The organism is Pseudomonas sp. NPDC087804 (genome assembly GCF_044742965.1).
Taxonomy (GTDB): Bacteria; Pseudomonadota; Gammaproteobacteria; order Pseudomonadales; family Pseudomonadaceae; genus Aquipseudomonas; species Aquipseudomonas rustica.
This window is the reverse complement of the sequence record NZ_JBIUVN010000003.1, coordinates 98,620-112,668: the sequence shown is the minus strand read 5'-3', so window position 1 is coordinate 112,668 and position 14,049 is coordinate 98,620. Positions and strand designations below refer to the sequence as shown.

Sequence of the window (14,049 nt, the reverse complement as noted above, 5' to 3'; positions counted from 1 at the left end):
CGGCATAAGCGATTACTGATTCAGCTTGGCTTTCACGGCCTCCAGGCCAGGTTTACCGTCAATGGTGGTCACGCCAGCGAGCCAGGTATCGAGCACCTGTGGATTCTTTTTCAGCCAGGCCTTGGCGGCCGCGTCAGGCTTCATCTTGTCGTCGAGGATGTTGCCCATCAGTTCGCTTTCCATGTCGACGTTGAACTCCAGGTTTTTCAGCAACTGACCGACGTTGCTGCATTCCTCGGCGTAACCCTTGCGGGTGTTGGTCGCCACGGTTGCCGCACCGAAATCGGGGCCGAAGAAATCATCGCCACCGGTCAGGTATTGAATCTTGAAGCGCTTGTTCATCGGGTGCGGCGCCCAGCCGAGGAAGACCACGGCGGTGTCGCGTTTTTGCGCGCGATCAACCTGCGAGAGCATGCCCGCTTCCGACGATTCAACGACTTTGAAACCGGCGGTTTTCAGGCCGAAAGCGTCCTTCTCGATCATGCTCTGGATCAGACGGTTGCCGTCGTTGCCAGGCTCGATCCCGTAGATCTTGCCGTCGAGTTCTTTCTTGAATTTGGCGATGTCGGCGAAGTCGTGCAGACCTTTGTCATACAGGGCTTGCGGCACGGCGAGGGTGTACTTGGCGCCCTTGAGGTTGGTGCGCACGGTTTCCACGGTACCGGCGTCGCGGTAGGCCTTGATGTCGTTCTCCATGGTCGGCATCCAGTTACCGAGGAACACGTCCATGTTCTTGCCGTCCGCCAGCGACTTGTAGGTCACGGGCACGGAGATCATGGTGGTCTTGGTCTTGTAGCCGAGGGCGTTGAGAACAACGGAAGTGGTCGCGGTGGTCGCGGTGATGTCAGTCCAGCCGACATCGGAGAAATTCACGGTACTGCACTGCGCCGGTTCTGCAGCTTGCGCCAGTAACGGCAGACTCAGCATGGCGGCCAATAACAACGACGGGGAACCTTTCATGGATGGACTCCTTGGTGTTTTTTTTGGCAGTGTTCCGACTGTGGACCACCGCACTTATAGGTTGCGGTTGGATGGCGTTCTGGAGACAGCTCTACCACGGCGCCTTGCAATCGAGTCATAACGATCATGTACCAGTGAAAATCTGACGCCTACAGGGGGGGTCGTATCCAGTACAGGGATGGTCGTATCTAGTGTCGGTGACGTCGTTTACAGCTTTTTTCTGCCCCGATCAGCCATCTGAACCGCACAAAAATGGCGAAAACCGGGGCGAAAACGGCGCGGCGCTGGTGGACATGAGTGCGTCGGTGCCAGACGTCGTGCGTCCCGACAAAAGCCTGATGATGCGGGCATTCTGGCGGATCGCAGCTTGAGCGTAGCAGCTCCGCCAGCGGGCGCTTTTGCGTCCCGGACCGGCATCCTCAGGAGCTCTGCAGCAATGGCTATCAGCGTTTTCGACCTGTTCAAAATCGGCATCGGCCCGTCCAGTTCCCACACTGTCGGGCCGATGCGCGCGGCGGCGTTGTTTGTCGAGTCGCTGCGGGACAAGCATCAGCTGGAACAGGTGCGGCGGATCGAGGTGCAACTGTTCGGTTCGCTGTCGGCCACCGGTATCGGTCACGGCAGCGACAACGCGGTGATCATGGGGTTGATGGGCGAGTGGCCGGACGCAATCGACCCGGCGCAGATTGGCCCGCGCATTCAGGCACTGCGTGAAACCGATACGCTGTTATTGGACGGTCGTTTATCAGTGCCGTTTGTCTGGGCGCGAGACATGCGTCTGATCGATGAAAACCTGCCGTTCCATCCCAATGCCATGACGATTGTTGCCGAAGGCGATCACGGTGAATTGCATCGCGACACCTACTATTCGGTTGGCGGCGGTTTTGTCGTGGACGAAGCGCAGGCGTCCAGCGGTGTCGTCGATCTGGATCGCACTGAATTGCCTTATGACTTTTCCAGCGCGGTTGAATTGTTGGATCTGTGCAAGAAGAACAACCTGCGCGTCGCTGAATTGATGATGGCTAACGAAAAGGTCTGGCGCAGTGAAGAAGAGATTCGCGCCGGCCTGATGAAGCTATGGCGGGCGATGCAGGATTGCGTCGAACAGGGACTGAAACACGAAGGCATCCTGCCCGGCGGTTTGAATGTGCGGCGGCGTGCGGCGAAGTTGCATCGCAGTCTGCAGGAATTGGGCAAGCCTAATGTGATCGGCTCGACGTTGAGCGCGATGGAGTGGGTCAACCTGTTTGCGCTGGCGGTGAATGAAGAGAACGCAGCAGGCGGGCGTATGGTGACGGCGCCGACCAATGGCGCGGCGGGGATCATTCCGGCGGTGCTGCACTACTTTATGAAGTTCAGCGAAGCGGTGACGGACGCCAACGTGGTCGACTACTTCCTGAGTGCGGCGGCGGTGGGGATTCTGTGCAAGAAGAATGCTTCGATCTCGGGTGCCGAAGTCGGCTGTCAGGGTGAAGTCGGTTCGGCGTGCGCAATGGCGGCGGCGGGGCTGGCGGAGATTCTCGGTGCTACGCCGGAGCAGTTGTGCAACGCGGCGGAGATTGGCCTGGAACACAACCTTGGGCTGACCTGCGATCCGGTCGGAGGACTGGTGCAAGTGCCTTGTATCGAGCGCAATGCGATTGCGGCGGTGAAGGCGATCAATGCGGCGCAGATGGCTTTGCGTGGTGATGGTCAGCACTTTATCTCTCTGGATCGGGTGATTCGCACCATGCGCGATACCGGGGCCGACATGCATGACAAATATAAAGAGACCTCGCGGGGTGGGTTGGCGGTTAGTGCGGTTGAGTGCTGAGACCGAGTCGCCTCTTATCGCGAGCAGGCTCACTCCTACAATTGGAATGCGTTCCCCTGTAGGAGTGAGCCTGCTCGCGAAGGCGCCAGACCAGTCAAAACTGCTCGCCAAGTGAACACACCCAATCAAACACGCCACCTTTTAGCGCGTCGCAATCAGATAAGCGCCTTTCTCGCCCACGCCGCCTAACCAACCCTACTACCGCCCGTCACCCGTGCCTGTGGTGACACTCCGATACAAATGCGCTCAGCCCTGTTCCCACAAGTGCTACCGATTTGCTCACGATCCTTTGCGCAGGGCTATCACCCGCCCTGATGGCACTTCGAAACACCTTCCGTCGCACGGCTTGTATAGACACTTCAGCAGGTCGTTTTCAGGAGTTATTGAACGGCCATCCAACTTTAGGCATGGCAATTGCTCTGTCATAACAAAGCCCGTCTCCCACGCGAGAACGATGGCCATAACAAGAGCCTCCGCCTGAGGCCATCACCCGCTTTGTGTGAGGAGATACCGCGATGACGTCGTTCAACTCCGGGGCCCAACCCCAGAACCGTGCGCCTCAATCCATCGGCTTTCTGCTGCTGGACAATTTCACGCTGATTTCTCTGGCCTCCGCAGTAGAACCCCTGCGCATGGCCAACCAATTGTCCGGTCGCGAGCTGTATCGCTGGAGCACCCTCACCGTCGATGGCGGCCAGGTGTGGGCCAGTGACGGTCTGCAAATCACCCCAGACGCCTCCATGCACAAAGCCCCGCCACTGGACACCATCATTGTCTGCGGCGGCATCGGCATTCAACGCACCGTTACCCGTGAACACGTCTCGTGGCTGCAAAGCCAGGCGCGCCAGTCCAAGCGCCTCGGCGCCGTGTGCACCGGCAGTTGGGCACTGGCCTGCGCCGGGTTGCTCGACGGTTTCGATTGCAGCGTGCACTGGGAATGTCTGGCGGCGATGCAGGAAGCTTTCCCGCGCGTGGCCATGAGCACGCGTCTGTTCACCCTTGACCGTAACCGTTTCACTAGCTCCGGCGGCACCGCGCCGCTGGACATGATGCTGCACCTGATCAGCCGCGATCACGGCCGTGAACTGTCCGCCGCGATCTCGGAAATGTTCGTCTACGAACGCATCCGCAACGAGCAGGATCACCAGCGCGTGCCGCTCAAGCACATGCTCGGCACCAATCAGCCGAAGTTGCAGGAAATCGTTGCGCTGATGGAAGCCAATCTGGAAGAGCCAATCGATCTGGATGAACTGGCGGTGTACGTCGCCGTGTCGCGTCGACAGCTGGAGCGGCTGTTCCAGAAATACCTGCACTGTTCGCCGTCGCGTTACTACTTGAAGCTGCGCCTGATCCGCGCGCGGCAATTGCTCAAGCAGACGCCGATGTCGATCATCGAAGTGGCTTCGGTGTGTGGGTTTGTATCGACGCCGCACTTCTCCAAGTGCTACCGCGAATACTTCGGCATTCCGCCGCGTGACGAGCGCGTAGGTTCCAACACCACCCAACAAGTGGCGATGCTGCCGCTGCCTCAAGCGATTGTGATGTCGCCGCTGTCGGGGCCGATGTCGGCATTGAGTCAGGCGCGCAATGAATCGACGTTTGCCAGCGTAAGGCTGTAGACCGAGTCATCGTTCTTCGCGAGCAGGCTCGCTCCCACATTGGAATGCATTCCTACTGTGGGAGCGAGCCTGCTCGCGAATGGATTTATCAGGCGCTATGGCTTTGCTGATAGTCCGCCAATGCCGGCAACAACTGCTTGTCGATCGCCTGCCGCACCGCCGGCTGAATACTGGCGCCGCTGGTGTACATGTCCTTGACCATCTTGCGCAGTTCAAACGCGCGAACATTATCCAGACCCCGCACCGCACACTCGCAGGCCTGCTCGGCTGTTGAACCGCTCGGCACCTGAAAACCCAAGGCCTTGAGCTGTCCCAACAGGTCTTCCTGGTCAATCAAATCGGCGTACATCATCACGCAAATCCTTCTGTGGCAACGGAGGTCTTGGCTTGATTCTGTAAGGCCGGGACGGGTACGGCAAGGGCGTTTTGTCAGTGTGGCTGCGACGACTATGAACAGGTCGTTTTCGGCTAACTCGACAGACAGGGGAGTGGGCACACTGGCGCAAGCTCGCTTCACGAAGGTTTGGTCACCCTCGCACGGCAGCTCCTCAACAGTAGCTTGAGCCCCGATCCGGTCACGGCTGGTATCGGGGCTTTTTTTTGGCTGTGAATCAGAGGAGTTGGGTTGTTTGATCTGACGCCTTCGCGAGCAGGCTCGCTCCCACAGGTGAACGCGTTCATTCAGGGGAATGCGATTAAATGTGGGAGCGAGCCTGCTCGCGAAGAACGATAACGCGGTCTAACGCTGCCACACGAGGATCCGCGACAACAACTCATCCCGGTCGATATAGCAGCCCTGAAAATGCCGCGCCCCGGTGGCCGGGTCAAAAGCATTGCGCGCATGCAAGGAGCGGCGATTATCAAAGCACCACAGCTCGCCCGGATTCAGCCGCTGCATCAACCGAAACCGTGGCTCGCGGGTCATCGCGATAAATCGACGATATGCCCGATACAACAGCGGCATCTGTTCCACCGACGTATCAAACGCCCCGCGCAAGAAGTTCGCCATGCGAATCTCCGCCACCCGCCCCAACGCATCCAAAGCAATGATCGGCGCGAGGCAGCGGTAATCGCTATGCCGATCCTTGTTGCGAAACTCCACCGGGATTTCACACAGGGCCTGAAACGACGCCGGGTCTTCGCTGCGCAACGCATCGGCGATCGCAAAGCCATCAACAAAAATACTCTCGCCACCCTCGGCGTCATTCACCAGGCAATGCAGAAATTGCAGCCCCGGTTGCAGCTCACGGGTCGGCAGATCCGTGTGCAATGGCAGGTTGAAAGCGGTGTAGGCATTGCTGTCGGCATCGGCCTTGGATTGAACGTTGAAAAGCACGCCGAAATTGCTTTCGCGGATGAATGAAATGCGCTGGGCGATGAGCTTCAGCGAACCGGGTTCGGTGGGTACGCCGCGTACTTGGGTCAGGCCGATGTCGCGAATGGCGAGCATCCATTGCAGCAGAGCGGCGTTGTCGTTCATCAGCGCCGCGTACTCGAACACCGGCAACTGCAAATCGCTGTGCCACAGGTAGGGCTTGGGTTTGGCTTCGAGGCGTTCCGCGCGGGACTCATCGTCGTAGGCGTGAGCGCGTAGCCAGCCCGGATCGAAACGGCTGAGGTGGCCGTCCTGCCAATCGATGCGTAAGCAGCCATCGGTGTCGATGTGTGAGGCGGCAGGTTTCAGCTCTATGGCGGCATCGACGATCTCGAAAACCTGTTCGCGCGTAACGTTGTAAACGCATTGCTGACACGGGCAATTGTCCCGCAACCAGACATGGTGAAACGGGCTGACGCGGCCGTCAGCCCACTCGATGGCAACACGGTCCGCCAGACTCTGCACGCCGCTTAGCGCGCTGATCAACGGATAAGTACGGAAGTCGGCAACAGCGGCAGCGGTGTTCATGGCGGCTCCTTGCGATCGATGGAATTACCGGGCGGGTGGCAGCGCGATGACGCGGCCGATGTAAGCGGGAGCGGGCAGGTCTTTCTGCTCGGTGACGATACTTTGCAGACGGCTCAAGGTGTCGGCGTTGAACGGTGCCGAACGTGGCCCAGCGAGGTCGACGTGAAGGAGCATTTGCTCGTTGCCGGCCAGTTCCTGATCGTCACCGACCTTGTGCAGGCTGTGATAGAGGTGCAGGCGTTTGCTGTCGTGGCCGATGATTTGTGTGCGCACCTCGACTTCGGTGTCGAGCTTCACTTCGTGCAGATAGTTGAGGTGCAGCTCGAGGGTGAACAGCGAGTGGCCGCTGGCTTCGCGGTTGTTGCTGTCCATGCCGAGGCGATCCATCAGGGCATCGGTGGCGTAGCTGAAAATCAGCAGGTAGAAAGCATCGCGCAGGTGGCCGTTGTAGTCGACCCAGTCGGGGATGATTTTGGTTTGGTAGGTGGTGAGGTGGGGCATGGTTTGGGTTCCGGGCATTGGGCGGGTTTTTAAGATCAAGAGCTACCCCCTCACCCCAGCCCTCTCCCCCAAGGGGGCGAGGGGGAAAGGGAGCCGATTTTTATGCTATTCAAAACTTGAGTTCGGCTCGGTGGTGCAAGTCGGCGTAACTCTAACAATCAATTCGGTCAGTCCCCTCTACCTTTGGGAGAGGGCTAGGGTGAGGGCGGCGGTTTGAAGCGAGCCCATTACTCGCTGAACGCCATGCCATGCTTTTCCTTGGTGGTCTTCACCGCCTCAAGGACCGCCAGCAAGCAATCATCACGATAGCGCTCCAGCGCCGAAATGCTGTGCCGACCGAGCTGATCGCTGGTGCCATCGACCACATCATCAATCAACTTGTCAGTCAGTTCCGGCGCCGGCAGATACGTCCACGGCAACTGCAACGCCGGGCCGAATTGCGACATGAAGTGGCGCATGCCCGCATCGCCGCCGGCCAAGGTGTAAGTCAGGAAAGTCCCCATAAACGACCAGCGCAATCCAGCGCCAAAACGGATCGCATCGTCGATCTCGCCCGTGGTCGCGACACCGTCGTTGACCAGGTGCAGCGCCTCACGCCACAGCGCTTCGAGCAAGCGGTCAGCGATAAAACCCGGCACTTCCTTGCGCACATGCAACGGGCGCATGCCGAGGGATTCGTAGACTTTCATCGCCGCTTGCACGGCTTCCGGCGCGGTGTTTTTGCCACCGACCACTTCCACCAACGGCAGCAGATAAACCGGGTTGAACGGGTGACCGACCACGCAGCGTTCAGGGTGTGTCGAGCTCTCGTAGAACTCGCTCGGGAGCAGGCCTGATGTACTCGAACCAATCAACGCATTCGGCTTGGCCGCTGCGCTGATTTTGCTGTGCAGATCGAGTTTCAGCTCCAGCCGTTCCGGAGCGCTTTCCTGAATGAAATCGGCATCGCGCACGCATTCTTCGATGGTCGCGACAAAGCGCAGACGATCCTGCGAAGCACCCGGTGCCAGTCCGTTTTTCTCCAGCGCACCCCAGGCATTGGCGACGCGTTTGCGCAGCGCCGCTTCAGCGCCGGGCGCCGGATCCCAGGCCACGACGTCGAGGCCATGGGCGAGGGCACGGGCGACCCAGCCACTGCCGATGACACCGCTGCCCAGCGCGGCGAAGGTTTTGATTTCGGTGATAAATCTCATAGGAATTTTCCCGTGAAGTAATCCCTGTAGGAGCTGCCGAAGGCTGCGATCTTTTGATCTTGATCTTAAAAAACAAGATCAAAAGATCGCAGCCTTCGGCAGCTCCTACAGGTGGAATTGGGGGGCTGTGAGAGCCCCATTTTTTGGCTGAGGGTTAGCCGCGCTGGGTCAGGCCCATCTTCTTGCGGCCTTCCGCCGGCGTGAGTACGCGGGCGCCGAGGCGGCTGAGGATTTCGCTGGCGCGCTCAACCAATTGGCCGTTGGTCGCCAGCACGCCTTTGTCCAGCCACAGGTTGTCTTCCAGCCCGACCCGCACGTTGCCGCCAAGCAGCACCGCTTGCGCCGCCATCGGCATCTGCATCCGGCCAATGCCGAACCCTGCCCACACTGCATCGGCGGGCAAGTTATCGACCATGGCTTTCATCGTCGTGGTATCCGCCGGCGCGCCCCATGGAATGCCTAGGCACAGCTGGAACAGCGGGTTATCCAGCAAACCTTCCTTGATCATCTGCTTGGCAAACCACAGATGCCCGGTGTCGAAAATTTCCAGCTCAGCCTTCACGCCCAGCTCGGTAATGCGCTTGGCGCCGGCACGCAGTTGCGCCGGCGTCGAGACATAAATGGTGTCGCCATCGCCAAAATTCAGGGTGCCGCAATCGAGGGTGCAGATTTCCGGGAGCAATTCTTCTACGTGCGCCAGACGGGTCAACGGGCCGACCAGATCGGTGTTCGGGCCAAACTCCATCGGGTTCTCGCCCGCGCCGATTTCCAGGTCGCCGCCCATGCCGGCGGTGAGGTTGACGATGATGTCGACATCGGCCTCGCGGATGCGCTCCATCACTTCGCGGTACAGCGCGACGTCGCGGCTGAACTTGCCGGTTTGCGGATCACGCACGTGGCAGTGCACGACGGTGGCGCCAGCCTTGGCGGCTTCAACGGCCGCCGCAGCGATTTGTTTCGGGGTGACCGGCACATGAGGACTTCTGGCGGTCGTGTCGCCAGCACCGGTGAGTGCGCAGGTGATGATGACGTCGTGGTTCATGGTGCGGTTTCCTTCAGGCGTGATGGGTCTGTCCGCAGCCCTTTTCGGGGCTGCGAAGCGTGGTTCAGTCCTCTCTCCGGTCAGGGAGAGGGGCTTTAAATTGAGAGGGTTATTTGCTGGTCAGCTGGAGGTTTTCAGCCGCCGGTTTGCCATCGAACGTGGTCACACCGTCGAGCCAGCGCTGCTTGTCTTCCGGGTGATCCTTGAGCCATTGCTTGGCGGATTCGAAAGCATCTTTGTGATCGAGCAGCGGCTGCATCATCCGGCTCTCGTCTTCGGCGGTGTAGGTCAGATTGCTGAGCAAGCGACCAATGTTCGGGCATTGCTCGGCGTATTTCGGCGCGGTCACTGTCCACACCGTGGCCATGCCTTCGTTCGGGCCGAGCGCGTCTTCACTGCCGGTGAGATAGGTCATCTTCACGTTGACGTTCATCGGGTGCGGCGCCCAGCCGAAGAACACCACGGCCTCTTTGCGGCGCACGGCGCGATCGACGGCGGCGAGCATGCCGGCCTCGCTCGACTCGACCAACTGGAACTTGCCGAGGCCGAACTGGTTCTTCGCGATCATTGCCTTGATCTGTGTATTGGCGCCCGAGCCCGGCTCGATGCCGTAAATCTTGCCGCCGAGTTCTTTTTCGAATTTGGCGATGTCGGCAAAGGTTTTCAGGCCTTTATCTGCTAGATAGGTCGGCACCGCGAGGGTGGCGCGGGCGTCCTTCAGGCTCGGTGCTTCAAGGACTTTGACCTGATTGGCGTCGACAAACGGCGTAATGGTCTGCGTCATCAACGGGTTCCAGTAACCGAGGAACAAGTCCAGACGCTGATCGCGAATCCCGGCGAAGATGATTTGCTGGGACGCGCTGGTTTGTTTGGTGTTGTAGCCGAGGCCGTCGAGCAGTACCTGGGTCATCGCACTGGTGGCGATCACGTCGGTCCAGTTCACCACGCCCATGCGCACGTTCTGGCATGACGCAGGTTCGGCCGCCATGACGCTGGCGCTCAAGAAAGCGGTACCGCTGAGTGCAAGAACACAGCTGCTGATCAGTCGTTTCATGTCGGGTTCCTCGGCAGGTCGTTATTGTGGTTCCCGGCATCTGATGCGCCGGTGATGCAAAGTTACGCAGCAATGCGCCCATGAAAGCGCACTGCGGCGACTGGCATTTGCACTGTAGCGACCTGCACCCTTGAACGCTGGCGACAATCGGCGTATCAACGAGCCACGCTACCCTCCCTCTCGTTACCCGCGAATCGAGTGCGCACATGTCTCAGGATTTCTATTTCTTGCTGATGCCGGGCTTCTCCGCCATCGGCTTTATTTCCGCCATCGAACCGCTGCGCGTGGCCAACCGCTTTCGTGGCGAGCTGTACCGCTGGCACGTACTCAGCGCCGATGGCGGGGCGGTGCTGGCGAGTAACGGTATGTCGGTCAACGCCGATGCCGCGCTGGAACCACTGAAGAAAGGCGCGACGTTGTTGGTGGTGGCCGGGTTTGAACCGCTGAAGTTTGCCACGCCGGTGCTGGAACATTGGCTGCGGCGGCTGGATAACGATGGCGTGACGTTGGGCGCCATCGACACGGGCAGCTTTGTCCTTGCCGAAGCCGGGTTGCTTGAGGGCCATCGCCTGACCCTGCACTGGGAAGCGATCGATGCGTTCAAGGAATCTTATCCACAGCTCAGCGTCACTCAGGAGCTGTTCGAGATCGACCGTCGGCGCATCACCTCGGCGGGCGGCACCGCGTCCATCGATTTGATGCTCGATCTGATCGCCCAGGCCCATGGGCCGCAGCTGGCGATTCAGGTCAGTGAGCAATTTGTGCTGGGGCGGATTCGCCCACGCAAGGACCACCAGCGCATGGAAGTTGCCACGCGTTATGGCATCAATAACAAGAAACTGGTGCAGGTGATTGGCGAGATGGAGCAGCACAGCGAACCGCCGCTGACCACGCTGCAATTGGCGGAATCGATCAAAGTGACGCGGCGGCAACTGGAACGGTTGTTTCGGCTGCATCTGAACGATACTCCGAGCAATTTTTATCTGCGCCTGCGCCTGGAAAAGGCCCGGCAGTTGCTGCGTCAGACCGACATGAGCGTGCTCGAAGTCAGCATCGCCTGCGGCTTCGAATCACCGTCCTACTTCACCCGCAGCTATCGGGCGAAATATGCCCGTTGCCCCCGCGAAGACCGGCGTACCGCCCAAGCCTGAAATCAAAAGATCGCAGCCTTCGGCAGCTCCTACAGTTGATTGCATTCCAATTTAGGAGCTGCCGAAGGCTGCGATCTTTTGATCTTACTTCTTCACCAACGCCGAACACGCCGCTTTATAAGCCTCATGCTGATATTTGTTCAGCGTCCCCGGCAGCTCGAAATTATGCTTCTTCGCCTGCGCATTGATCGTCTGCGGCGACAACAGCGTCACCTCACAGCCATCGAGCAACTGCAAAATCCCTTCAATCTTGAACGTCGTCGGCCCACCGGCAAACTCACCTTTCTTGCTGCGCTTCTTGATCGCAATCCGGTCAACCGAATTCTCACGCACAAACGACGCCACTTGCGCCGCGAACAGCTTCACGTTCGCTGCTTCGTCATCTTCGTCGAGGGCGATCTTCTTGGTGGCAAGGGGAACGTGGCTCAGGGTCGAACCGTCGAGAGCGGCCACGGCGATGATCGCTTCGCTGCCTTTGATTTCAATGCCGCAGATGTTCATGTGATTACCTAGATTGGCTATAGAAGGGCAGCTTACAGCTCAGACACTCACTCCTGCCCAATCGACTCCAAAAACTCCGACCGCTCATCACTCATCCGCGCGACGCAATCATTCTGCGCAATGGTAAAAGCCTTGCTCCCCGCCGTAGCCGGGAATGCCTCAACCGCGCAATCCGCATCCCGCGTCTTCAGCCACTGCTGTTGAGCAGTCTTGAGTTTGGCGGTGATATCCGCCAGTTGCGTGGCGTTTTTGCCGTATGCGGTCTGCATGCGTTCGGTCAGGCTGGCGTAGTTGTCTTTGAGCAGGTCTTCGGCGGTGGTGCGGCTGTAGGTCGAGCATTCCAGGGTCTGGACGTCGTTTTCGACTGCGTCGCACGGGTTGTTGTCGGACTCTTCGGCGGCGTGTACGCCGGTCGCAATCAGTGCCAGGGCCAGGAAGATCGATTTCATTGTTGTCGCCGCTCTAATCCAGTGGTGTTTGCAAGATGCCGGTGATTCTGGCTCAAGCGTGCGGGCTTGGAAAGGTGGCCGGTCGGGGCGGCGGATGACCCTTTGTCGCGGATTGACGCTTTCGGCAATTCCCCTGTCGTTTTTGCACCCGGTCGCCCCGGCACCGAGGCATATGCTGGCCCCAAAGCGCCGGCAGACGATTCGGCGCATGAATCGCCAATAAGGGGACGCCTGATGAGCCCAGCCGAATTACACGCCGACAGCATCGTTATCGACGGTCTGATCATTGCCAAATGGAACCGCGAGCTGTTTGAAGACATGCGCAAGGGCGGTCTGACGGCAGCCAACTGCACTGTGTCGGTGTGGGAAGGCTTTCAGGCGACCGTGAACAATATTGCCGCCAGCCAGAAGCTGATCCGCGAAAACAGCGACCTGGTGATGCCGGTGCGCACCACCGCCGACATCCGCAAAGCCAAGGAGCAGGGCAAAACCGGCATCCTTTTCGGCTTCCAGAATGCCCACGCCTTTGAAGACCAGATCGGCTATGTCGAGGTGTTCAAGCAGCTCGGCGTAGGCATCGTGCAGATGTGCTACAACACCCAGAATCTGGTCGGCACCGGCTGCTATGAGCGTGACGGCGGCCTCTCGGGTTTCGGTCGCGAGATCGTTGCCGAGATGAACCGCGTCGGCGTCATGTGCGACCTGTCTCACGTCGGTTCCAAGACTTCTGAAGAGGTCATCCTCGAATCGAAAAAACCGGTGTGCTATTCCCACTGCCTGCCGTCGGGGCTCAAAGAGCATCCGCGCAACAAGTCCGATGAAGAGCTGAAGTTCATTGCTGACCACGGCGGTTTTGTCGGTGTGACCATGTTCGCGCCGTTCCTCGCCAAGGGCATCGATTCGACCATCGACGACTACGCCGAAGCGATCGAGTACGTGATGAACATCGTCGGTGAAGACGCCATCGGTATCGGCACCGACTTTACCCAGGGCCACGGCCAGGACTTCTTCGAATACCTGACCCACGACAAGGGCTACGCCCGCCGCCTGACCAGCTTCGGCAAGATCATCAACCCGCTGGGCATCCGCACCGTCGGCGAGTTCCCGAACCTGACCGAAACCCTGCTCAAGCGCGGCCATCCCGAGCGCGTCGTGCGCAAGATCATGGGCGAGAACTGGGTCAACGTCTTGAAAGACGTCTGGGGCGAGTAACGCTGACTCAAGACCGCCGCCGCACTGCCCCCTCTCCTGTGGGAGAGGGCCGGGGTGAGGGCAGCGGTCACCACTGAATCCACTATTTTTTCTGGAGTTAACTTTCCATGGCCAAGATCGCCCCGCAATTGCCAATCGAAGTCGACAGCGAGACCGGTGTCTGGACCTCCGACGCCCTGCCGATGCTCTACGTACCGCGCCACTTTTTCGTCAACAACCACATGGGCATCGAAGAAGTCTTGGGCGCCGACGCCTACGCCGAAATCCTCTACAAGGCCGGCTACAAATCCGCCTGGCACTGGTGTGAAAAAGAAGCTGAATGCCACGGCCTGGAAGGCGTCGCGGTGTTCGAGCACTACATGAAACGCCTGTCGCAACGTGGCTGGGGCCTGTTCAAGATTCAGGACATCGACCTCGACAAAGGCACTGCCAGCGTCAAGCTCGAACACTCGGCATTTGTCTACGTCTACGGCAAGGTCGGGCGCAAGGTCGATTACATGTTTACCGGTTGGTTTGCCGGTGCGATGGATCAGATTCTTGAAGCCCGCGGCAGCAAGATTCGCACGGTTGCCGAGCAAGTTTACGGCGGCTCCGAAGAAGGCCACGAAGACGGCTTGTTCACCGTCAAGCCGTTGTAAGTCGAGGAACCCG

15 protein-coding genes are annotated in these 14,049 nt (G+C 59.2%); 6 read left to right on the top strand and 9 right to left on the bottom strand.

What is annotated here, in order from left to right; translation table 11 throughout:
• Positions 1–12: 12 nt before the first annotated feature.
• Complete coding sequence (locus ACIOMO_RS09230; protein WP_212545044.1) at positions 13–960, bottom strand: choline ABC transporter substrate-binding protein; 948 nt, start codon at positions 958–960, stop codon at positions 13–15.
• A 191-nt stretch (positions 961–1,151) separates the two neighbouring features.
• Between ACIOMO_RS09230 and ACIOMO_RS09225 the strand changes: the two genes are divergently transcribed.
• From ACIOMO_RS09225 to ACIOMO_RS09215, 3 genes are all read left to right on the top strand, one after another.
• Positions 1,152–1,331, top strand: coding sequence for a hypothetical protein (locus ACIOMO_RS09225; RefSeq protein WP_053124581.1), 180 nt, complete (start codon positions 1,152–1,154; stop codon positions 1,329–1,331).
• A 65-nt stretch (positions 1,332–1,396) separates the two neighbouring features.
• Complete coding sequence (locus ACIOMO_RS09220; RefSeq protein ID WP_401240115.1) at positions 1,397–2,773, top strand: L-serine ammonia-lyase; 1,377 nt, start codon at positions 1,397–1,399, stop codon at positions 2,771–2,773.
• A 515-nt stretch (positions 2,774–3,288) separates the two neighbouring features.
• On the top strand, positions 3,289–4,392 hold the full coding sequence (locus ACIOMO_RS09215) for a GlxA family transcriptional regulator (RefSeq protein WP_053124577.1): 1,104 nt from the start codon (positions 3,289–3,291) through the stop codon (positions 4,390–4,392).
• A gap of 88 nt (positions 4,393–4,480) precedes the next feature.
• On the opposite strand, the gene ACIOMO_RS09210 is transcribed toward ACIOMO_RS09215, so the two are convergent.
• From ACIOMO_RS09210 to ACIOMO_RS09185, 6 genes are all read right to left on the bottom strand, one after another.
• On the bottom strand, positions 4,481–4,744 hold the full coding sequence (locus ACIOMO_RS09210) for a hypothetical protein (RefSeq protein ID WP_007962640.1): 264 nt from the start codon (positions 4,742–4,744) through the stop codon (positions 4,481–4,483).
• Between the two features lie 387 nt (positions 4,745–5,131).
• On the bottom strand, positions 5,132–6,295 hold the full coding sequence (locus ACIOMO_RS09205; protein WP_401240111.1) for a gamma-butyrobetaine dioxygenase: 1,164 nt from the start codon (positions 6,293–6,295) through the stop codon (positions 5,132–5,134).
• Between the two features lie 24 nt (positions 6,296–6,319).
• Positions 6,320–6,796 (bottom strand): thioesterase family protein, encoded by a 477-nt coding sequence (locus ACIOMO_RS09200; RefSeq protein ID WP_401240108.1) that lies wholly within the window; start codon positions 6,794–6,796, stop codon positions 6,320–6,322.
• A gap of 227 nt (positions 6,797–7,023) precedes the next feature.
• Positions 7,024–7,989 carry an L-carnitine dehydrogenase gene (locus tag ACIOMO_RS09195; protein WP_401240106.1) on the bottom strand — a complete coding sequence of 322 codons (966 nt, stop codon included), beginning with the start codon at positions 7,987–7,989 and terminating at the stop codon, positions 7,024–7,026.
• 154 nt (positions 7,990–8,143) lie between these two features.
• A complete protein-coding gene (locus tag ACIOMO_RS09190; protein WP_053124567.1) occupies positions 8,144–9,031 on the bottom strand; it encodes a 3-keto-5-aminohexanoate cleavage protein in 888 nt (295 codons plus the stop codon).
• Between the two features lie 109 nt (positions 9,032–9,140).
• Positions 9,141–10,085: a choline ABC transporter substrate-binding protein gene (locus ACIOMO_RS09185; protein ID WP_053124565.1), complete on the bottom strand. Its 945-nt coding sequence runs from the start codon at positions 10,083–10,085 to the stop codon at positions 9,141–9,143.
• Positions 10,086–10,291: 206 nt separating this feature from the next.
• Here ACIOMO_RS09185 and ACIOMO_RS09180 point away from each other — a divergent pair, with 206 nt between their 5' ends.
• Complete coding sequence (locus ACIOMO_RS09180) at positions 10,292–11,236, top strand: GlxA family transcriptional regulator (RefSeq protein WP_401240101.1); 945 nt, start codon at positions 10,292–10,294, stop codon at positions 11,234–11,236.
• Between the two features lie 84 nt (positions 11,237–11,320).
• Here ACIOMO_RS09180 and ACIOMO_RS09175 read toward each other — a convergent pair whose 3' ends face one another.
• Together ACIOMO_RS09175 and ACIOMO_RS09170 are read right to left on the bottom strand one after the other, a co-directional pair.
• Positions 11,321–11,737: a DUF3010 family protein gene (locus ACIOMO_RS09175; protein ID WP_053124561.1), complete on the bottom strand. Its 417-nt coding sequence runs from the start codon at positions 11,735–11,737 to the stop codon at positions 11,321–11,323.
• 47 nt (positions 11,738–11,784) lie between these two features.
• Positions 11,785–12,186, bottom strand: a complete 402-nt coding sequence (locus tag ACIOMO_RS09170) for a lysozyme inhibitor LprI family protein (RefSeq protein ID WP_008083168.1) — start codon at positions 12,184–12,186, stop codon at positions 11,785–11,787.
• A 234-nt stretch (positions 12,187–12,420) separates the two neighbouring features.
• Here ACIOMO_RS09170 and ACIOMO_RS09165 point away from each other — a divergent pair, with 234 nt between their 5' ends.
• Positions 12,421–13,398 (top strand): dipeptidase, encoded by a 978-nt coding sequence (locus ACIOMO_RS09165; RefSeq protein ID WP_060542339.1) that lies wholly within the window; start codon positions 12,421–12,423, stop codon positions 13,396–13,398.
• Between the two features lie 107 nt (positions 13,399–13,505).
• Positions 13,506–14,036, top strand: a complete 531-nt coding sequence (locus ACIOMO_RS09160) for a DUF5943 domain-containing protein (RefSeq protein WP_053124559.1) — start codon at positions 13,506–13,508, stop codon at positions 14,034–14,036.
• Positions 14,037–14,049 lie beyond the last annotated feature (13 nt).